The sequence below is a fragment of the Paracoccus haematequi genome, from assembly GCF_900631945.1.
Lineage (GTDB): Bacteria > Pseudomonadota > Alphaproteobacteria > Rhodobacterales > Rhodobacteraceae > Paracoccus > Paracoccus haematequi_A.
In genome coordinates this window covers 182,526-202,095 of the sequence record NZ_UZWE01000024.1, presented here as the reverse complement: position 1 = coordinate 202,095, position 19,570 = coordinate 182,526, and the positions used below count along the sequence as shown (strand labels likewise).

Here is a 19,570-nt window from a genome sequence, read left to right as displayed (position 1 = left end):
CACCCGTTCGAAAGGAGCCGGCCGTGCAGATTGACGATGAAACCCTGATGGCCCTGGCGGACGGAGAGCTGGACGGGGCCGAAGCCGCGCGCGTCCAGGCCGCGATTGCCGACGATCCCGAAGCCCAGACCCGGCTGCGCCGCTTCACCGAAACGCGGGCGCGGCTGCGCGCGCTGTCGGCGGCCCCGGCCGGACAGAGCAGCGACGACGACCTGATCGCGCGAATCCGCACGGCCAGCATCCCCGCGCAGGCGCCCGTGGCCCCTGCCCCGGCAACTCCGGCGGGGGCGGCCAACCGGAACCGCGCGCCCTGGGCGGCCATTGCCGCCGGGCTGACGGCGGCCCTGGTGGGGCTGGGCTGGTGGCAGATGGGCGGCGCGCCCGCTGGTCTGGAACAGGCCGAGATCGCGGCCCTGGACAGCCTGCCCTCGGGCGAAGCGGCGATGTTGGACGATGGGCGCGACCTGACGATGATCGCCTCCTATCGCACGGCCGAAGGGATGTTCTGCCGGGAATACGAAACCGCCCAGGACGCCCGCGTGACGGTCAGCGTCGCCTGCCGCGACGACGGCGGCTGGCAGCGGCAATTCGCCAGCGTCATGACGGCGACCGACGGCTATGTCCCGGCATCGGGCGACATCGCGGCCCTGGAAGACTGGCTGGCGCGGACCGGCGCGGGCGATCCGCTGACCCCCGAGGACGAGGCGGCGGCCCTGTCCGAATAGCACGCTGTCCGACACCATCCTTCGAAAGGCCCCCGTCTCGGGGGCCTTTTTGCTGCCGCGATGGAAAAGATCCGTCCCGCCGGGAATAACCCCCTCTCCCGCCCGTAAACGCTGCATCAGGCGGAGGGGCGCACGGCCCCGCCCCGCCTGGCGGGCGCGGCGGCCATGGGCGGGGCGGCGCGGCCCCTTCCCCTTTACCGCCCTTGCAGGAGAAGACGACATGGCGACCTATCGTGGAAACGACGGCGACAACCGCTATAACGGGACCAGCGTGGCGGACCTGATCTATGGCCGGTCCGGCGACGACACCCTGTCGGGCGGCGGCGGCAACGACACCATCCACGGCGGCGAGGGCAACGACCAGATCCGCGGCGGCGAAGGCAACAACGTGCTGAGCGGCGGCGAAGGCAACGACCGCATCTGGGCCGGCAACGGCAGCGACCGCATCAACGCCGGAGAGGGCAACGACATCGTCAGCGCCGGCGCAGGGCACAACCATATCGTCCTGGGCGAGGGCAACGATTCCGCCGTCTCGTTGACGGGCAATGACAGCATCGACGCCGGAGAGGGCAATGACAGCGTGCGCTCGGGCGCGGGCCACGACAAGCTGTGGGGCCGCGAGGGCGACGACGTGCTGCTGGGCGAGGCGGGCAATGACGGCCTCAGCGGCGGCGAGGGCAACGACATCCTGAACGGCGGCCGGGGTAACGACGTGATGGCCGGGGGCGAAGGCGCCGACCGCTTCATCTTCAACAGCGGTCGCGACCGGATCACCGATTTCGAGAACGGCGACGATCAGATCGACCTGTCGGCCTTTTCCGCCTTCACCAGCTTTTCCAGCATCCGCGCCGCCGCCAGCCAGAGCGGGTCGGATGTCGTCATCCGCGCGGGCAGTCATTCGCTGGTGATCCAGGACACGCGGCTGCGCGAACTGGATGCGGACGACTTCATCTGGTGACTTCATCTGGCGACCCTGGGGGGCCGGGGCGTCTTGCGCGGCCTGGCCATCGCCATGGCAATGGCGCGACAGATCGGGCAATTCGGCGGCAAGGGACCGCCGAACCCCGCGCATGGCCTTGCATTTGCGGCAGAAGCAAACATTTGATGCCGCCAAAGGCCAGCCATCCGGGTTTCCATGACCATCGACCGTTTCAACCGCCGCCGCCTGCTGCAATCCGCCCTGGGCGGCGGCGCGTTCTTCCTGCTGCCGCATCTGGGCCGCGCGCAAGGCGCATCCGGCGAAAGCCAGCCGTTTTCCTTCGACCGGCTGCGCGACATGGCCCGCGACATGGCCACCCGTCCCCATGTCCCCGACGACATTCCCGATGCCGACATCCTGGACCAGGTGGATTACGACCGCCACAACCAGGTCCGCTTCCGCGCCGACCGCAGCCTGTGGCGCGGCCAGGGCCGGATCTCTCCGGTGCAGCCGTTCTTTCCGGGCATGTATTTCCGCAACCCGGTGCGCATCCACACCGTCCAGGACGGCATGGCGACCGAGGTGCCGTTTTCGCTGGACCTGTTCGACATTCCCGAAGGCAACCCGGCCCGGCAACTGACCCGGACCAAGGGTTTCGCAGGCTTCCGCGTCCAGGACGCCAAGACCGAGATCGACTGGATGGCGTTCCTGGGCGCCTCCTATTGGCGGACCTCGGGCTATAGCGGGCAGTTCGGGCTGTCGGCGCGGGGGCTGGCCATCGATACCGCGATCCCCGACGGACCCGAGGAATTCCCGCTGTTCACCCATTTCTGGCTGGAACCGGCCGAGAACGGCGACCTGACCGCCTATGCGCTACTGGACAGCCCGCGCGCGACGGGCGCCTATCGCATCGTCTCGCGGCGCGGCAACGGCGTGTCGCAGGACATCACCGCGACGGTGTTCCTGCGCGACGCCGTGGAACGGCTGGGCATCGCGCCGCTGACCTCGATGTTCTGGTTCGGCAAGACGGACCGCCACATCGCCCCCGACTGGCGCCCCGAGGTCCACGATTCCGACGGGCTGGAGATCCTGGCAGGCAATGGCGAACGCATCTGGCGGCCGCTGAACAATCCGCCGGGAACCCGGGTGAACAGCTTCCACGCGCCCTCGGTCAAGGGTTTCGGGCTGATGCAGCGGGAACGGGATTTCGCGCAGTACCAGGACGACGGGGTTTTCTACGACCGCCGCGCCAGCGCCTGGATCACGCCGCAGGGCGATTGGGGCGATGGCGCGGTAGTCCTGACCGAGCTGCGCACCGATGACGAGATCCACGACAATATCGTGGCCTTCTGGCAGCCCGCCGGGCCGACCGCGAAGGGCCAGCAGCACGATTTCGCCTATCGGCTGGACTGGGTGCGCGACAACCCGGCGGTCAGCACCATCGGCCATTTCACCGCCGTCCGCCTGGGCGCGGGCGGGGTGCCGGGCCAGCCGCGCCCCAAGGGCGTGGTCAAGGTCGTCTGCGACTTTGCCGGGCCGAACCTTGCGGGCCTGGGGCGCGAGGACGGGCTGAGCGTCGCGGCGACGACGGCGCAGGCGCGGGTGTCGAACACCGCCGTCTATCCGGTGGTGGGCACGGATTACTGGCGGGCGCTGTTCGACCTGTCCTTCGGCCCCGGAGACGATCCGATCGACCTGCGCGCCTATGTGGACGGCAAGGGCGCGGCCATGACGGAAACGCTGATCCTGCAACTGTTCCCGTCGCAACTGCGCGCGCTGCTGGCCAGCACGCCCTGATCCCCGGCCGGGGTCAGTGAGCCAGCATCTCCGCCACGATCCCGTCCGCGTCCAGCGAGGCCGGGTAATAGGTCGGCCAGTTCGTCACCTCGTCCAGCAGGGCGGCGCGGTCGTCGCCCCAATACAGGTGGAAATGGTCCGACGCTTCGGGCGCGATGCGGTGGTCGCTGAACTGGATGAAGTCCGGCGCGGCCTCATCGCCCTCGACCTTCTTGAAGATGAAGCGGACGCCGCGATTGCCCTTGGCATAGGTCAGGATCTCGTGGCCGTCGCTGGCGTATCGGCCCGTCGCAGCCTGATCGCCGCGATGGAAGGTCACGCTGTCGCCGTCGATGGCGATGCGGTCCACGTCGGTCTTGTAGCCCGTCTCGTAATAGGCGCGGTATTCCTCGGCGGTCTTGTCGCCGTGTTCGGCCTTGTGCGCCATTACCGGATCCAGCGTCCCGTCAGCCAGATAGGGATAGACCGATTGCCAGTCGCCCTGCCAGTCGGACAGGGGCCGGGCCTGCACCTGGGCATCCTCGAAATAGCCGTCATGGACCGATTTTTCCGCTTCGGAATGGTGATGCGCGTGGTCGTGGCTGTGGTCATGCTTGTGGTCATGGGCCATCGCCGGTGTGCCCATCGCCAGGGCCGCCACAAAGGCCGCAGCCGCCATCTGCCAGGTCTGTTCCATCGTCATCGCTCCGTAATTGATATGTTATTACGTCTCATTACTGTGCGGCCCTGACGGTGGCAAGGCCCGAAAACGACAAAGGGCAGGCCGAAGCCCGCCCTCTTGCCCCGCGCGTGGGAACGGTCAGCGATACAGGTCGCCGTATCGGTCGCGCAGCAGGTTCTTTTGCACCTTGCCCATGGTGTTGCGCGGCAGTTCATCGATGAACAGCACCCGCTTGGGCTGTTTGAACTTCGCCAGCCGACCGCCCAGCGCCGCCAGCACCTGGGCTTCGGAGATCGCGTCCGCGCCGGCCGGCACCACCACCGCCGTCACGCCCTCGCCGAAATCGCGGTGCGGCAGGCCGATCACAGCGGATTCGACGACGCCGGGCAGCGCGTCGATCTCGGATTCGATTTCCTTGGGATAGACGTTGTAGCCGCCGGTGATGATCAGATCCTTGCCGCGTCCGACGATGTGCAGATATCCGCGATCATCGAATTTCCCCAGGTCGCCGGTGATGAAGAAGCCGTTCTCGCGCAGTTCGGCGGCGGTCTTTTCCGGCATCTGCCAATAGCCCTTGAAGACGTTCGGGCCGCGCACCTCGATCATGCCGATCTCGCCCTGCGGCAGTTCCGCGCCGGTGTCGGGATCGGTCACGACGATCTGAACCCCCGGCAGGGGCATGCCGACGGTGCCCGCGACCCGGTCGCCGTCATAGGGGTTCGAGGCGTTCATGTTGGTTTCCGTCATCCCGTATCGTTCCAGGATGGCGTGGCCGGTGCGGTCCTGCCATTCGCGATGCGTTTCGGCCAGCAGCGGCGCGGACCCCGAAATGAACAGCCGCATAGGCGCGGTGGTGTCGCGGTTCAGCCGGTCGTCCTGCAACAGCCGGACATAGAAGGTCGGCACGCCCATCAGCACCGTCGCCCGGTCCATCAGGCCCAGGATCCTGTCCGGGTCGAACCGGGGCAGGAAGATCATCGAGGCGCCGGAAAACAGCGTCACATTGGTCGCCACGAACAGCCCGTGGGTATGGAAGATCGGCAGCGCGTGGATCAGCACGTCATCCGCCGTATAACGCCAGGCCTCGCGCAGGGCTTCGGTGTTCGACACCAGGTTGCCATGGGTCAGCATCGCGCCCTTGGACCGCCCCGTCGTCCCTGACGTATACAGCAGCGCCGCCAGATCGTCGGAATCGCGCGGCACGGTGGCGAAACCGGCGGGGGCGTCGGCGGCGGCATCGGTCAGGCTGCCCTGCCCCTTGGCATCCAGCGTCACGATCCGCGCCCCGGCCCGCGCGGCGGCATCGGCCAGCGCATCCGCCTTGGCCGGGTCGCAGACGAAGACTGCGGGCGTGGCATCGCCGATGAAATAGTCGATCTCGGCCGGGGTATAGCCCGTGTTCAGCGGCAGAAAGACCGCCCCCGCCCGCGCGGTGGCCAGATACAGGATGATCGCCTGCACCGATTTTTCCACCTGCGCCGCCACCCGGTCGCCGGGTTTCACGCCCAGCGACACAAGCGCATTGGCCATCCGCCCCGCGCGGGCGACCAGATCGCCATAGCTGATGCGCCCGCCCGCATCGGTTTCGATGGCGGTGGCGTCGGGATCGGCGATGCCGGATTCGAGGATGTGGAACAGGTTGGCGGTCATGGCTTTTCTTTCGTGGTGGTTTGCGCGGGCAGGTGGCGTCGCACCGAATCCGATGCGGCGATCTCGGTGCGTTCGGCGAAGGCCTCGTGGTTGGCCTCGATCCGGTCAAGGTCATAGAGGTAATTGACCATCAGCCCGTGCGACTGCTTCAACCCGTTCGCCGAGACGTCGCCGCCGAAATTCAGCCGCTCCAGGCAGGCGCCGTTGCCCAGGTGGAAGCGTGCCACCGGATCGACCGCCCGGCCCCTGGCATCGCGGGCGCGCAGGAAATAGATCGCGGCGGCGGCCAGCAGCGGCGCGCGCAGGGCCTGCGCCGCGTCGGGATCGACATGCCAGCCGGGCTGGTCCAGGGGCTTCAAGGCGGCGCGCAGGTCGTCGTCCAGCAGATCGCCCCCCTGCCGCGCCTTCGCCAGCCAGGCGGCGAAGCCCGGCACCGGGGACAGGGTGACGAAGGTCTGGATGTCGGGCAGTTCGGCCTTCAGATCCTCGACCACCTGCTTGATCAGGAAATTGCCGAAGGACACCCCCGCCAGACCGCGCTGCGTGTTGGAAATGGAATAGAACACCGCCGTGTCCGCCTGATCGGCCTCGATGGGGGTGCGGTCCAGATCCAGCAGCGGGGCCACCATGTCGGGGATCGCCCGGGTCAGCGCGACCTCGACGAAGATCAGCGGTTCGTCCACCAGTTGCGGGTGGAAGAAGCCATAGCAGCGCCGGTCGGTCGGTTGCAGGCGGTTGCGCAGGTCGTCCCAGTTCTGGATGGCGTGGACGGCCTCATATCGGATGATCTTTTCCAGGATCGCGGCCGGGGTGTTCCAGTCGATATGGCGCAGCACCAGAAAACCTCGGTTGAACCAGGACGCGAACAGATGCGCGAAATCGCTGTCCACCCGGCGCAGGGACGGGTTGTCCTTCAGATGGCGCAGCAGTTCCTCGCGCATGCGGACCAGGGCCGCCGTGCCGCCGGGGGCCAGGTTCAGGCGGCGGAACAGCTCCTGGCGGCGGGGTTCGGCGGCATTGTGCAGCGCCTCGAGGGCCTCGACCGAATCGGGTTGTGCCTGGATGGCCGCCACGGCCTTGCCGACGGCCTTGGGATCGGGACCGAAGCGGTCGGCGAGCGTCGCCAGAAACTCCAGCCGCTTGCCCTCGTCGGCTTCCTCGAAGGCGGCGACCAGGGCGCGGGCCAGGGCCACGCCCGAAGCCTCGCCCCGCCGGGACAGCAGCAATTCGCCCATCTCGGGCAGGCCGGGGGGCGCGGTCACCTGCCCCGCCGGATCGCGCCAGCGCAGCAGGGCGCGGCCCCGGTCGGTCAACATGTCGAACAGGTCGCCGAAGCGGTTCGAGCGAGAGGTCTGCGCGGTTCTGGTCACGCGTGTCTCCTTGGGACGGGTGCCGTCGGGTCAGCCCGGCAGCACGACAAAGATCAGCCACAGCACCACGGGCGCGACCACGGTCACGATGGCCCCATAGTTCAGCAGCTTGCGGAAGAAGGCCTGCTTGTCCACGCCATGCGCATTGGCCAGCACCAGCGCGCCATTGGTGGAAAACGGGCTGACATCGACGATGGTGGACGCAACCGCCATCCCGGCGATGAAGCCGATGGCGCTGACGCCGTTGTCGCCTTGCAAAAATGGCACCGCCAGCGGGATCAGCGACCCCAGCACTGCGGTGGACGAGGCGAAGGCCGACACCACCGCGCCGATGAAGAACAGCATCAGCGCCGCCAGCAGGGGCGAGGCCATGCCGGCCACGGAATCGCCCACGAAGTCGATGGTGCCCATCGCCTGCAACACCGCGACATAGGTCGAAACGCCGGTGATCAGCATGATTTCCGGCCAGGCGACCTGGGCCATGGCGCGTTTCTGCATGGTCGGGTTCCACAGCGCCAGCGCCAGTCCGATGGTCAGGGCGACGAAGCCGATGTCCAGGTTGAAGGCCAGCACAAGGATCGCCAGCAGGACCAGCCCGGCCAGCGTGAAGATCTGATAGGGCGTGCCGTCGGGCTGGTTGCCCTCGTCCACCTCGGCCACCAGTCGGTTGGAATCGCCGCCCGCTTCCGCGCCGATGCGGCGGGACAGGGCCTCGGCCTCGCTGTCGCCGAAAATCTGCGGGCCGGTGGCGGCGCGGGCGATATCGACATGCGGGACGTTTACGGTTTCGATCACGTCGCGCGCGGCCATCAGCTTGCGCCCGCCCAACACCATGAACAGGATCGCCGCGACCGCCGCGTTGACCGCGAAGCTGGCCGCGAAGGTGGTCATCGCCGACAAGGGCAGCCCCGCCTTGGCGACCACGCCGTTGGTGATGCCGCCATAGATGCTGATGGGCGAAAAGCCCCCGGCCTGCGCACCGTGAACGACCATCAGGCCCATCAGCAGCGGGCTGATGTGATAGCGGAAGGCAAAGCCCAAGGCGATGGGCGCGACGATGGCGACCGCGCCGGGGCTGACCGCGCCCACAGCCGTCAGCAGCGCGGAAATGCCGAACATGATCCAGGGGATCGCGCCGATGCGGCCCTTGACCGCGCGCACCGCCATGCGCACCAGCCAGTCGATGGTGCCGTTGTTCTGGGCCAGCGCGAACAGCCAGGTGATGCCGACCAGGGTCAGGAACAGCCCGCCCGGAAAGCCCGCGATGATGTCCTTGGTGGTCTGCGCCGCCAGCAGCGTGCCGACCAGAAAGGCGCCGACAAAGGCCAGAACGCCCATGTTGATCGGCCAGATGGTCGCGATCACGAACATCAGGACCAAGGCATAGATGGAAATCAGATGTGGTGTCATGCGGCTCTCCCCATAGCGCGACGATCAGGGGATCCGCCTCCGCACGAATCCTCCCCCCGCCATGGTTATACGCCTGCGCCCGCGTGATGTATATAACAGAATTGTTGTTGGATGTTTCTGCTCCGCTGGGCTAGACTCCTGGCAGGAGGATCAGGCGTGGCAAGCGTTCCCAATACCCTGCGCATCCGGCGCGCCCTGGAGGATGCCATCGTCGCGGGCCGATACCTGCCCGGCACCCGCCTGGACCCCGAGGCGTTGGAGCGCGAATTCGACTGTTCCCGCACCCCCATCCGCGAGGCGTTCCAGCAACTGGAAGCCTCGGGCCTGGTGCGGGTGATGCCCAAGCGCGGCACCTTCGTCAGCCAGTGGACGCCCGAGGAACTGGCCGAACGCTTCGAGGTCATGGCCGAGATCGAGGCAAGCTGCGCCCGCCTGGCCGCCCGCCGCATCACCCAGGCCGAACTGGACGCCTTCCAGCAGGTCCATGACGACTGCCGCCGCCTGGCCGAGGCGGGCGAGGTCGAGGCGTATTACCTGCGCAATTCGGACTTTCACCACTGCATCTATCGCGCGACGCACAACGCCTTCCTGATGCAAGAGGCCGCGCGGCTGCACGCGATGCTGCAACCCTATCGGCGGATGCAGTTGCAGGTCCGCAACCGCATGGGCCGGTCCTTCGCCGAACATGACGCCATCGTCGCGGCTATCCGCGACGGCGACGGCGAGGCGGCAGCGCAGGCGCTGAGGGATCATGTGATCGTGCAGGGCGACCGCTTCCATGACCTGATCGCGGTGCTGCGCCAGACGCTGGCCTAGCCGCGTCCGCGCCGCCGGATCAGCCGGAACAGGATCGGCGCGCCGGTCAGCACCAGGATCACGCGCGTGATGTGGTGGACCACCACGAAGCTGAGATCGGCGCCCGCGATCAGGGCCAGCATCGACATCTCGGCCTGACCGCCGGGCATGAAGGCCAGGAAGCCCTCGACCGGCGGGGCGAGGCCCGTCACGGTGACGAACTCCGTCACTGCGCCCGCGATCACCGCCAGGATCAGCACGAAGACCGCGCCGCCCGCGACCGTTTCGCGCAATTCGCGCAGGGTGACGCCGACATAGCTGACGCCGATGCCGATGCCGATCAGGAATTGCGCGGCCAACAGCGCCTCTCGCGGGGGGCGCATGTGCAGGACGCCCAGCAGCCACAGCGCCGCCGCCGCGATCAGGGGACCCAGGATCGCCGCGCCGAACAACCCCACCCGCTCGGCCGCCTTCCAGCCCAGCAGGGCGGCGGCGGCCATGACGGCCAGTTCAAGGACCGGAATGTCGGATGCAGGTTTGCCGACCGGATGTGTCAGTTCGACGCCATAGAGGCCCACCAGGACCAGTGGGCCGACGATCATGATCACCAGAAGCCGCGTCACATGGACCAGCGAGACCTGGCGGATGTTCGCCCCGGCCTCGGCCCCGAAGATGGTCATGTCCGCCGCGCCCCCCGGCATCGCGGCATAGAAGGCCGTCACCAGGTCGAAGCCGCAGAAGCGGCGGAAGAACGGCACCCCGACCAGGCCGATGGCGGCGATATAGAACGGAATGATCGCGACCGAGGCCAGCATCGACGGCAGTTCGGCCAGCAGCGCCGGGGTGACCGATGCGCCGATGGCGACCCCCAGAACCGACCGCGCCGCGACCGAGGCCTGCCCCAGCCCGGCCAGCGGCACCCCGCAAAGGGCCGCGACAAGCGACGCGATCATCGGCCCGAACAGGAAGGGCAGCGGCAGGTGCAGCACCGAAAACAGCGCGACCCCGGTGACGCCGATCAGCAGCGTCACCGCCTGATGCACGCGCAATCCGCCGACCACCCTCCGCCCTCCCTTCGACTGTCTGGAAAGACTAGACCTCGTCCCGGCCCGAGGCCAGGATGCACAGCAGCGTGACCACCGCCGCTGCCAGCAGGTAATAGCCGACATGGGCCAGGCCATAGTTCTGTTGCAGCCAGGTCGCCGCATAGGGCGCCAGCGAGGCGCCGAAAATCCCCGCGAAGTTGAAGGTGATCGAGGCGCCGGTATAGCGCACCTTGGTCGGGAACGGCGCGGCCAGCGCGGCGCCGATGACGCCATAGGTCAGCCCCATCAGGAACATGCCGACGGTGATGAAGACGTAAAGGCTGGCCGCGCTGCCGCCCATCAGAGGCGCCAGGAGGAACGAGAAGGCGCCGATCAGCACCGTGACCACGACCAGGAACGGCCGCCGCCCGGTCGCATCGGCGATCTTGCCCGCCAGCGGGATCGCCAGACCGAAGATGACCGAGCCATAGATCTGCATCAGCAGCGCATCCATGAAGGCGATCTGGCGCACCTTGACGTTATAGGACAGCAGCCAGGCCGAGCAGATATAGAACAGAACGAAGGTCACCAGCGCGACAAAGGTGCCCAGGAACAGGCTGCGCTTGTGATGGCGGAACAGTTCGACCACGGGGACCGAGACGCGTTGGTCGCGCTTGACGGCCTCGGCGAATTCGGGGGTTTCGGTGATCGACAGGCGCACCCACATTCCCAGCACGATCAGCACGATCGACGCCAGGAACGGCAGGCGCCAGCCCCAGGCCAGCAGGTCGTCCTGGCTCATGAAATGCAGCAGCACCCAGAAGAAGCCCGAGGACAGGAACAGCCCCACCGGGGCGCCAAGCTGCGGGAACATGCCGTACCAACTGCGCTTGCCCTCGGGCGCGTTCTCGGTCGCCAGCAGCACCGCGCCGCCCCATTCGCCGCCCAGGCCGAAGCCCTGCCCGAACCGGCACAGCGCCAGCAGCGCGGGCGCGGCGACGCCGATCTGGGCATAGGTGGGCAGCAGGCCGATGACGACGGTCGAGACGCCCATGGTCAGCAGCGCCGCGATCAGCGTGGCCTTGCGCCCGACCCGGTCGCCGAAATGGCCGAAGACGATGGCGCCGAAGGGCCGCGCGAAGAAGGCGATCGAGAAGGTGGCGAAAGAGGCCAGCAGCGCGGTCGTCGGATCCGCCGCCGGGAAGAACAGCGCGGGAAAGACCAGCACGGCTGCCGTCGCATAGACGTAGAAGTCGAAGAACTCGATCGTCGTGCCGATCAGGCTGGCCAGCAGCACCCGTGCCGGAGAGTTGACGGAGGTGCCGCCGCGCGCCGCTGCGGGCGCGGAAATCGTCTGATCAGTCATCGGTCGTTGATCCGCTTGTCATGGAAGTGGGGCGCCGGAATCGCGGAAGATGCCGGTCGGCGCCCCCGCTAGCGCAAAACTTGCCCCAAGGAAATGCGCGGCACACCGAAAATTGCACCGGCATGGCAGCCTTGCAGCCGGGTCGTGGGTCAGGCGGACCAGCCCCCGGCCTCGGCCAGTTTTTGCAGGATGTCGCCGATCTGATAGGGCTTGCCGACGATGGGGATGTCCGCGAAGCCTTCGGGCAGGCCGATGTCGCGGCCATAGCCGGTGGCGAAGACGAAGGGAATGGACCGGGCGCGCAGGGTCTCGGCCACGGGCAGCGAATCCTCGCCCGTCAGGTTCACGTCCAGGACCGCCAGATCCGGCGGATCGGCCTGGATCAGCGCCAGGGCGGCCGCGACGGTGGCGGCGCGGCCGGTGACGTGCAGGCCGCAATCCTCCAGTTCCGCCTGAAGCGACATGGCGATCAGGGTCTGATCCTCGACCAGCAGGACGCGGCGGCCGGACAGGGGATGGACCGAGGCCGGGGCCGCGATGGGCCGGGGCCGGGCCAGCGGGCCGGGATCGGCAAGGCGGATGAAATCGGCGGGCAGCATGAAGGCGGCGGCGATCCCCTGCGGGCGATAGTCGATGCGGCTTTCGCCGCCCAAGTCGAAGGGCAGCGACTGCTGGATCAGCGCCGATCCGAAGCCCGACCGCTGCGGCGGGACCAGCCCCTCCAGCCCGTCCTCGGTCCAGCGGATCCGGCAATGGCCGTCGCTGTCGATCTGCCAGTCCACCGACAGGTGCCCGCCCGGCCGGGACAGGGCGCCGTATTTCGCGGCATTCGTCGCCATTTCGTGAAAGATCAGCGCCATGACCGAAAAGGCCCGCGCGTCCAAGGCCACCGCGGGACCGTCCAGGCGGATCGGCTTGCCGTCGCCCGCATAGGGGCCAAGCTCGGCCCCCAGCAGGTCGCCCAGCAGCCCGCCCTGGTCGTCGCGGACCACCTGATCATGGGCGAAGGCCAGGGCCTGGATGCGGCCCCGCAGCGCATCGGCGTAATCGACCAACGCCTCGTCGTCGCGGGGCTTGCGGCTGACCAGGGACTGGATCACCGCCAGGATGTTCTTGACCCGGTGGTTCAGTTCCTGGTTCAGCATCCGCTGCCGCACGGCGGCGCGCGAGCGTTCGTCGGCCAGCACCTCGCTGTTGAACAGCAGCACCTCGACCACGGCGATGCGCAGCGCCTCGGCAAAGCGGCGGTCGGCCTCGGACCAGGGGTGGCTTTTGTGGCGGACGGTTTCCTTCCAGATCGCGAAGCTTTTGCGCGGGGTCAGGCGGTCGCCGAACGGGCCGGTGGCATAGGTCTTGTTCGGATCGCCCGCCCAGTCCAGCGTCTGCACGGCCTCGCGGCGGAAATAGAACAGGAAGTCGCGCGGCCGCCGCGACAGCGGGATGATCATCACCCCGGCGGCCAGGGCGGTCAGGTCGGGCGCATCGGGCAGCAGGTCGGACAGGCAGTCGGTCTGGAACACCTGGCCTTCGGGCAGACCTTCGGACAGCGCCAGGATCGGCGCGGCCTGCGCCCGGTCGGGGGCGTGGCCCAGGGTGGTCCAGCACCCGTCCAGCCACATGGCGATGCCGTCCGCCGCGATCAGCCCAGCCAGATCGGGCAAGCGGCTTTGCAGGGCCTGGCCCGCATCCTCGTTCTGGCTGGCATCGACCAGCAGGTCGTCCAGAGCGCGCCGCGCGTCCAGTTCGGCGTCCCGCGCCTGCTTGCGGGTCAGCGCGTCCAGATGCATCGAGAAGAACTCGCCCACCATCTCGGCCGCCGCGCGGTCCGCCATGTCCAGCACCTTGGGAGAGTAATGGTGGCAGGCGATCAGCCCCCACAGCGCCCCGTCGATGATGATCGACACCGACATCGACGCCGCCACCCCCATGTTGCGCAGGTATTCGCAATGGATCGGGGACACGCTGCGCAGATGGGCATAGGACAGATCCAGCGGTTCGGCCTGGGAATCGTCGCCCTGGACCGGCACCGGCGTGAAGGACGCGTCGCCGATCACTCGGATCGGATTGCGCAGATACAACGCGCGGGCCTGCTGGGGAATGTCGCTGGCCGGGAAATACTGGCCGCGAAAGCTTTCCTGGTCGTCCAGCTTGGCCTCGGCCACGACCTTGCCCGCGCCATCCTCGCCCAGCTGATAGATCATCACCCGGTCGTAGCCCAGCTGCGCCTGCATCAGCATCGCGGCCTGGGCGACCAGCCGTTCGGTGTCCTCGGTGGCGCGCAGCCGTTCGATCACCGTGCGCGCCAGGCTGATGATCGTCCCCAGCCGGTTCGAGGCCGGTTCGAATTCGACGATCGTGCGGCCCTTGAAGCGGTGGATTGTGGCGTCCAGTTCCCGGCCGTTGACCGTCACGCCGAAGGCCAGGGCCGGGCGCGGCTTCTGGCCCGACACCGCCAGGGCGTTCAGCAGCCGGTGCGCGGGTTCGGATCCGATCGCCTCGGCCAGGGTTAGGCCCAGGGGATCGCCGGGCAGATCCAGTGTCGCCGCCGTATTCGCGGATCGATACACCACCCGGCGCGCGGTGTTGTCGCAGGCCAGAAGGCATCCGTGGGGCTGGATGCTGCCGGGGATGTGGATCGGCTCTCGATCGCAATTGGTCAGGTCGATGGGCTGGCCGACCAGGGAAGCATCGGAGAGGGCGTTTTCGTTCATGCCGGCGCCTTGACCCCATAGGCCCGCAGCGCCAGCCCGAAAACCGCGCGCGCGGCCGTTACCGCCGGGGCCGGGGGAATGTCGGCGCCCTCAAGCCAGTCCAGGAACTGCCGCCAGCGGCGCGGGGATCCGGTCTGCGCGGCCAGGTGGCGGGCGCCGCGTTCGGGCGTGAAGCCCTGGTCCGCCGCGCGCCGGGCCAGCAGCCGCGCACCCAGGGCCGAACCCTCCAGCACATAGCAGGCGGCGGCCTGGGCCGCCGGGTCCGCCAGCACCGGCGCATCGGGAAGGGCGGGACGGGGCATGTCCAGATCGGCCAGATCCAGCGCGATCAGCGGGGCCAGGCGCTGCACCTGCCAGCCGGGGCGGGCCAGCGCCGGTTCGACCGCCGCCCGGAACGCATAGCTGCCGGACAGAAAGGCGCGATAGGCGGCGGGGTCGGCAAAGCTGCCGATCGCATCGTCCAGGCGGACATGCAGGTCGCGTGTCTCTGTCATCAGAACGCGACGCAGGGAAGTGTCCTTGGCCATCATGCGCCAGCTTTCGAACTGTTTTCCCAGACATACCGGCGCTTGCCGAAATGCCGCAATAGCGGAAACCCCCAGATGCCGTTAACGTAAGTTAGTCGTGATCGGTTCAGTAACCGCGCCCGCGATCCACCAGATGCAGGACCGGACGGCCCGCCATGGCGCGGCGCAGGTTCTCGACCGCGACGGGGGCGGCTGTGCTGACCCGCGTCTCGGCGGCGATATGGGGGGTCACGGTGACGCCGGGATGGGACCAGAAGGGATGGCCGGGGGGCAGCGGTTCCGTGCGGAACACGTCCAGCACCGCGTGGCCCAGCCGGCCGCCGTCCAGGGCCGCCAGCAGCGCGTCGTCGTCCAGCACCGTGCCGCGTCCGGGATTGATCAGCCAGGCGCCTTGCGGCAGCAGCGCCAGCCGGTCGGCGTCAAGCAGCCCGCGCGTCTGCGGGGTGTCGGGCAGCAGGGAGATCAGGATTTCGGCACGCGACAGGGCGCGGCTCAGGTCGGTCGTGATCTCGGCCCCCTGCACCGCGCGGCCCGATGCGCTGAAGCCCGCGATGCGGAACCCGATGCCCCTCAGCATGGCCGCGACGCTGCGGCCCAGTTCGCCCATCCCTAGGATCGTCACCTGCCGCCCCTCGGCCAGGCGCGGCGTCAGGGCGTTGCGCCAGACCCCGTCCTGCGCGTAACGGTCCATTCCCAGATGCGCGCGCAAGGCCCAGCCGGTGCAGTATTCCGCCATGCCGCGCGCCAGCCCCGGATCGACCATCCGCGCCAACGGCTGCGTCAGGGTGGGGTTTGTCACGATCCGTTCGACCCCCGCCCACAGGCTTTGCACCAGCCGCGCGTTCACGAAGGGCGACAGGTCGCTGACCGGCCCGCCCGGCGCAAAGATGATTGCGTCGATGCTGGCCGGGTCGGCCTCTCGGACCAGCTCCATCTCGGGCGCAAGGGCGGTCAGGGCGGGCGCCCATTCCGGCCACAGCGCGTCGGGGGCGGCAAACAGCACCCGCATCATCGCGGCCTGTGGACATGGGCGGCCTGCACCAGCCCGAAGCCCAGCATCAGGATCATCAGCGACGTGCCGCCATAGCTGACCAGCGGCAGGGGCGATCCCTTGGCGGGCAGCATCCCCATCACCGTGGCCATGTTGATCGAGAAATACAGGAAGAACGTCCCGCTGATGCCCACCGTGATCAGCGCGGCGAAGCGGTCGCGGTTCGACAGCGCCGAATAGAGGCAGAAGCCGATGATCAGCGTATAGAGACCCAGCAGCGACATGGCGCCGACGAAACCGAACTCCTCGGCCAGGACGGTGAAGATGAAATCGGTGTGCTTCTCGGGCAGGAAGTTCAGCCGCGACTGCGTGCCCTGCATGAAGCCCCGCCCCGACCAGCCGCCCGATCCCAGGGCGATCTGGCTCTGGATGATGTTGTAGCCCGCGCCCAGCGGATCAGCGGTCGGGTCCAGGAAGGTGTCGATGCGGCGGAACTGATAGTCCTTCAAAAGCTGCCAGTCCGTGCCCCGGCTTTCCAGCACGGTCGCGACCAGCCCCACGGCGGCGGCGATCACCACGGCGAAATACCACAGCGACACGCCCGCCGCGAACATCAGGATGCCACCCCCCGCCACCAGCATGATCGAGGTGCCCAGATCCGGCTGGATCAGCACCAGGGCGGTCGGCGCCAGGATCAGCAACACCGGGATCAGCACCCACAGGGGCTTTGATACCCGATGCGGGGCCAGCCAGTCGTAATAGGCGGCCAGCAGCAGCACGAGCGAGATCTTCATCAGTTCGGACGGCTGCAACCGGATCGGGCCGATGTCGATCCAGCGCTGCGCGCCCATGCCGATGGTGCCCACCAGTTCCACCGCGACCAGCAGCAGGAAGCAGCAGACATAGGCTGGAACGGAAATCCCGCGCCAGAACCACATGGGCACGAAGGCCAGGCCGACCATGATGACCATGCCGGCGGCAAAGCGATACATCTGCGGCTCGGCCCAGGTATCGACCCGGCCCCCGGCGACCGACACCAGCATCAGAAAGCCGATGCTGGCCACGGCTGCGATCAGGAAGACCAGCGGCCAGTTCAGATACAGGATCTTGCGGATGCCGGTGGGGGTCTGGGCGACCTTGTAGTCAAGATAGGACATGGCGTCAGGCCCGCGACAGCCGGGGCGCATCCGGCGTGAACAGGTGCATGGCGTTGTGGCGCTCCTCCATCGCGTCGCGCTGATCGCCGGGCACGGCGTCCAGCGGCGGCAGGCCGCCGTTCAGCGCAAACAGCAGAATGTCGCGGGCAATGGGCGCGGCCGCCGTCGATCCGCCGCCGCCATGTTCCACCACCACCGACACCGCATAGCGCGGCGCCTCGTACGGGGCATAGCAGACGAACAGCGCGTGGTCGCGCCGGTTCCAGGGCAGTTGCTCGTTCGACACCACGCCCCGCGCGCGTTCGGCGGCGGTGATGTTGCGCACCTGGCTGGTGCCGGTCTTGCCTGCCATGCGCCATTCCTCGCGGATGATGCGCGACCGCTTGGCGGTGCCGCTTTCGGAATTCATCACCGCGTCCATGCCCGCGCGGGCCACGCGCAGGAAGGCCGGGTCCACGTCCAGCGCCGGAAAGTCGGCCACCGGGTGGGCCACCCCGTCGATGGCCCGGACCAGGCGCGGCCTGACCTCTCGCCCGGATGCGATGCGCGCCGTCATCACCGCCAGTTGCAGGGGCGAGGCCAGCACATAGCCCTGCCCGATGGATGCGTTCAGGCTGTCGCCCACCTGCCAGGCCTGGCCGTGGCGCGCCTGCTTCCAGGCCCGGTCGGGAGCGATCCCCTCGGCCACGGCGGACATGGGCAGGTCGTGGCGCTGGCCCAGGCCCAGCCTGCGGGCCATGGCCGCGATGCGGTCGATGCCGACCTTCTGTGCCAGTTCGTAATAATACACGTCGCAGCTGTGGGACAGGCTTGTCACGGCATCGACGCTGCCATGCCCGCCCCGGCGCCAGCAATGAAAGCGCCGCCCGCCGACCTCGGTATAGCCGGGGCAATAGAACCGCGAGCCTGCGTTGATGACGCCTGAATCCAGCCCGGCCAGCAGCGTGACCATCTTGAAGGTCGATCCCGGCGGATAGACGCCCTGCACCGTCTTGTCGGCCAAGGGCCGGTGGTCGTGGTTCATCAGCGCCTTGTAGTCGGGCGAGGAAATCCCGCGCACGAACTTGTTCGGATCGAAGGACGGCGACGAACAGATCGTGACGATATCGCCCGTCTGGCAGTCGATCACCACGGCGGCGGCGCTCTCAGAGCCCATGCGCTGGGCCGCGTAATTCTGCAGCCGCGCGTCCAGTGTCATCTGCACGGTCGCGCCCTGTTCGCCCTCTTGCCGGGACAGTTGCCGCATCTCGCGGCCCGCGCTGTTCACCTCGACCCGGCGCTGACCGGCCTTGCCGCGCAGGTGTTCCTCCATCCGGGCCTCGAAGCCAACCTTGCCTAATTGGAACTCGGGCAGCATCAGCACCGGATCAGGGTTTTCGATCTTGGACAGGTCATAGTCCGACACCGGACCGACATAGCCCAGCACATGCGCCATGTCGCCCCCGCGGGGATAGACGCGCGACAGACCCGATTCCGGCGTGACGCCCGCCAGCGCGGGCGCGTTCACGGCGATGGAGCTGAACTGTTCCCAGGTCAGGCGATCGGCCAGGACAATGGGAGTGATCGCGCTGCGCCTGGAAAATTCGTCCAGAAGCTCGGCCATGCGGGCGTCGCTGATGGGGATCAGCCGGGCCAGGCGGCGCAGAACGGGTTCCACGTCGCCGCCCGCTTCCTCGCGCGTCAGGGTCACGCGGTAATTCTGCTCGTTGCCGGCGATGACGATGCCGTTGCGGTCGTGGATCAGCCCGCGCGCGGGCACCAGCAGGCGGATCTTGATGGAATTGCCGTCGGCCAGCATCCGGTATTCCTCGGCATGTTCCACCTGCATGGACCGCAGCTTCAGCGCCAGGGTCGTGACCACGCCCAGCTGGATGCCCGCCAGCAGCAGCCCCCGGCGGCCGATGCCCCGGCCCGTGTCGCCGGTCTGGCGCGGCGTTCGTGTCATCGGGCGAACCTCATCTGCTCGGCTTCCGCCAGGGTGACGCGGCGCAGTCCGAACAGGACGCGCGCGGCCAGCACCACCGCCGGATAGGCGGCGACGGTGGCGATGTATTGCAGGATCACCTGCCCCAGGGCCGGAACCGGCAGCATGAACACCACCTGCGCGAAGCGATAACCCAGCATCATCACGCCCATCAGGACCGACACGCGCAGCCATTCAACCATGAACGGCCCATCGCGCCAACGCCCCTCACGCAGGCGTGCGGCCTCGGATCCGGCCAGCACGATGGCGGGCCACAGGCCCAAGGGGTGAAACAGGATGGCGTTCTGGACCAGGAAGGCCAGGGCGATCACCGGGGCGGCAAGCTGGTCGGGACGGCGCAGCATCCAGGCCAGCACCAGGCACAATTCCAAGTCGGGTCCCGGCCAGCGCGTCGTGCCCGGCGACAGGGGCAGCAGCCGCAGGAACAGCAGCACCGCCATGGCCGTGCAGAACAGGATCGTTCCGATCAGCACCTGCCGGTT

At 68.2% G+C, this 19,570-nt stretch carries 16 protein-coding genes; 4 read left to right on the top strand and 12 right to left on the bottom strand.

The window, feature by feature from the left end; genetic code table 11:
- Positions 1-23: 23 nt before the first annotated feature.
- From PARHAE_RS06150 to PARHAE_RS06140, 3 genes are all read left to right on the top strand, one after another.
- Positions 24-725, top strand: a complete 702-nt coding sequence (locus tag PARHAE_RS06150; RefSeq protein WP_126153721.1) for an anti-sigma factor family protein — start codon at positions 24-26, stop codon at positions 723-725.
- 220 nt (positions 726-945) lie between these two features.
- Entirely contained in the window at positions 946-1,683 is a 738-nt protein-coding gene (locus PARHAE_RS06145) for a calcium-binding protein (protein WP_126153720.1), read from the top strand.
- A 177-nt stretch (positions 1,684-1,860) separates the two neighbouring features.
- Entirely contained in the window at positions 1,861-3,441 is a 1,581-nt protein-coding gene (locus PARHAE_RS06140; RefSeq protein WP_126153719.1) for an OpgD/OpgG family glucan biosynthesis protein, read from the top strand.
- Between the two features lie 13 nt (positions 3,442-3,454).
- On the opposite strand, the gene PARHAE_RS06135 is transcribed toward PARHAE_RS06140, so the two are convergent.
- From PARHAE_RS06135 to PARHAE_RS06120, 4 genes are all read right to left on the bottom strand, one after another.
- A complete protein-coding gene (locus tag PARHAE_RS06135) occupies positions 3,455-4,123 on the bottom strand; it encodes a metal-binding protein ZinT (protein ID WP_420899390.1) in 669 nt (222 codons plus the stop codon).
- Positions 4,124-4,240: 117 nt separating this feature from the next.
- Positions 4,241-5,752 carry a malonate--CoA ligase gene (locus PARHAE_RS06130; protein ID WP_126153717.1) on the bottom strand — a complete coding sequence of 504 codons (1,512 nt, stop codon included), beginning with the start codon at positions 5,750-5,752 and terminating at the stop codon, positions 4,241-4,243.
- Complete coding sequence (locus tag PARHAE_RS06125; RefSeq protein WP_420899391.1) at positions 5,749-7,068, bottom strand: malonyl-CoA decarboxylase; 1,320 nt, start codon at positions 7,066-7,068, stop codon at positions 5,749-5,751. Before PARHAE_RS06125 ends, PARHAE_RS06130 begins: the two co-directional genes overlap by 4 nt.
- Before the next feature lie 84 nt (positions 7,069-7,152).
- Entirely contained in the window at positions 7,153-8,532 is a 1,380-nt protein-coding gene (locus PARHAE_RS06120; protein WP_126153715.1) for an SLC13 family permease, read from the bottom strand.
- 156 nt (positions 8,533-8,688) lie between these two features.
- Between PARHAE_RS06120 and PARHAE_RS06115 the strand changes: the two genes are divergently transcribed.
- The gene (locus PARHAE_RS06115; protein ID WP_126153714.1) at positions 8,689-9,348 is read left to right on the top strand and encodes a GntR family transcriptional regulator; all 660 of its coding nucleotides are present in this window, start codon (positions 8,689-8,691) and stop codon (positions 9,346-9,348) included.
- Here PARHAE_RS06115 and PARHAE_RS06110 read toward each other — a convergent pair.
- From PARHAE_RS06110 to PARHAE_RS06075, 8 genes are all read right to left on the bottom strand, one after another.
- Positions 9,345-10,388 carry an AbrB family transcriptional regulator gene (locus PARHAE_RS06110; protein WP_241232687.1) on the bottom strand — a complete coding sequence of 348 codons (1,044 nt, stop codon included), beginning with the start codon at positions 10,386-10,388 and terminating at the stop codon, positions 9,345-9,347. The two genes, PARHAE_RS06115 and PARHAE_RS06110, sit on opposite strands and share 4 nt — an antisense overlap.
- Positions 10,389-10,419: 31 nt before the next feature.
- A complete protein-coding gene (locus tag PARHAE_RS06105) occupies positions 10,420-11,718 on the bottom strand; it encodes an MFS transporter (protein WP_126153712.1) in 1,299 nt (432 codons plus the stop codon).
- A 149-nt stretch (positions 11,719-11,867) separates the two neighbouring features.
- The gene (locus tag PARHAE_RS06100) at positions 11,868-14,429 is read right to left on the bottom strand and encodes an HWE histidine kinase domain-containing protein (RefSeq protein ID WP_206436879.1); all 2,562 of its coding nucleotides are present in this window, start codon (positions 14,427-14,429) and stop codon (positions 11,868-11,870) included.
- Complete coding sequence (locus tag PARHAE_RS06095; protein WP_126153711.1) at positions 14,426-14,923, bottom strand: biliverdin-producing heme oxygenase; 498 nt, start codon at positions 14,921-14,923, stop codon at positions 14,426-14,428. The genes PARHAE_RS06100 and PARHAE_RS06095 overlap by 4 nt, the downstream gene beginning before the upstream one ends.
- A 139-nt stretch (positions 14,924-15,062) precedes the next feature.
- Entirely contained in the window at positions 15,063-15,965 is a 903-nt protein-coding gene (locus tag PARHAE_RS06090) for an NAD(P)-dependent oxidoreductase (protein ID WP_126153779.1), read from the bottom strand.
- Positions 15,965-17,104: a rod shape-determining protein RodA gene (rodA, locus tag PARHAE_RS06085; protein ID WP_126153710.1), complete on the bottom strand. Its 1,140-nt coding sequence runs from the start codon at positions 17,102-17,104 to the stop codon at positions 15,965-15,967. The genes PARHAE_RS06090 and rodA overlap by 1 nt, the downstream gene beginning before the upstream one ends.
- Positions 17,105-17,108: 4 nt before the next feature.
- Positions 17,109-19,049, bottom strand: coding sequence for a penicillin-binding protein 2 (gene mrdA / locus PARHAE_RS06080; protein WP_126153709.1), 1,941 nt, complete (start codon positions 19,047-19,049; stop codon positions 17,109-17,111).
- Positions 19,046-19,561 (bottom strand): rod shape-determining protein MreD, encoded by a 516-nt coding sequence (locus tag PARHAE_RS06075; protein WP_206436878.1) that lies wholly within the window; start codon positions 19,559-19,561, stop codon positions 19,046-19,048. The genes mrdA and PARHAE_RS06075 overlap by 4 nt, the downstream gene beginning before the upstream one ends.
- Between the last annotated feature and the right edge of the window lie 9 nt (positions 19,562-19,570).

What these genes read in the sequence shown, in the direction of transcription:
- PARHAE_RS06145 (WP_126153720.1), top strand. Translation starts at nt 946, where the DNA reads ATGGCGACCTATCGTGGAAACGACGGCGACAACCGCTATAACGGGACC.
- PARHAE_RS06140 (WP_126153719.1), top strand. Translation starts at nt 1,861, where the DNA reads ATGACCATCGACCGTTTCAACCGCCGCCGCCTGCTGCAATCCGCCCTG.
- PARHAE_RS06135 (WP_420899390.1), bottom strand. Translation starts at nt 4,123, where the DNA reads ATGACGATGGAACAGACCTGGCAGATGGCGGCTGCGGCCTTTGTGGCG.
- PARHAE_RS06130 (WP_126153717.1), bottom strand. Translation starts at nt 5,752, where the DNA reads ATGACCGCCAACCTGTTCCACATCCTCGAATCCGGCATCGCCGATCCC.
- PARHAE_RS06125 (WP_420899391.1), bottom strand. Translation starts at nt 7,068, where the DNA reads ATGTTGACCGACCGGGGCCGCGCCCTGCTGCGCTGGCGCGATCCGGCG.
- PARHAE_RS06120 (WP_126153715.1), bottom strand. Translation starts at nt 8,532, where the DNA reads ATGACACCACATCTGATTTCCATCTATGCCTTGGTCCTGATGTTCGTG.
- PARHAE_RS06105 (WP_126153712.1), bottom strand. Translation starts at nt 11,718, where the DNA reads ATGACTGATCAGACGATTTCCGCGCCCGCAGCGGCGCGCGGCGGCACC.
- PARHAE_RS06100 (WP_206436879.1), bottom strand. Translation starts at nt 14,429, where the DNA reads ATGAACGAAAACGCCCTCTCCGATGCTTCCCTGGTCGGCCAGCCCATC.
- PARHAE_RS06095 (WP_126153711.1), bottom strand. Translation starts at nt 14,923, where the DNA reads ATGACAGAGACACGCGACCTGCATGTCCGCCTGGACGATGCGATCGGC.
- PARHAE_RS06090 (WP_126153779.1), bottom strand. Translation starts at nt 15,965, where the DNA reads ATGCGGGTGCTGTTTGCCGCCCCCGACGCGCTGTGGCCGGAATGGGCG.
- rodA (WP_126153710.1), bottom strand. Translation starts at nt 17,104, where the DNA reads ATGTCCTATCTTGACTACAAGGTCGCCCAGACCCCCACCGGCATCCGC.
- mrdA (WP_126153709.1), bottom strand. Translation starts at nt 19,049, where the DNA reads ATGACACGAACGCCGCGCCAGACCGGCGACACGGGCCGGGGCATCGGC.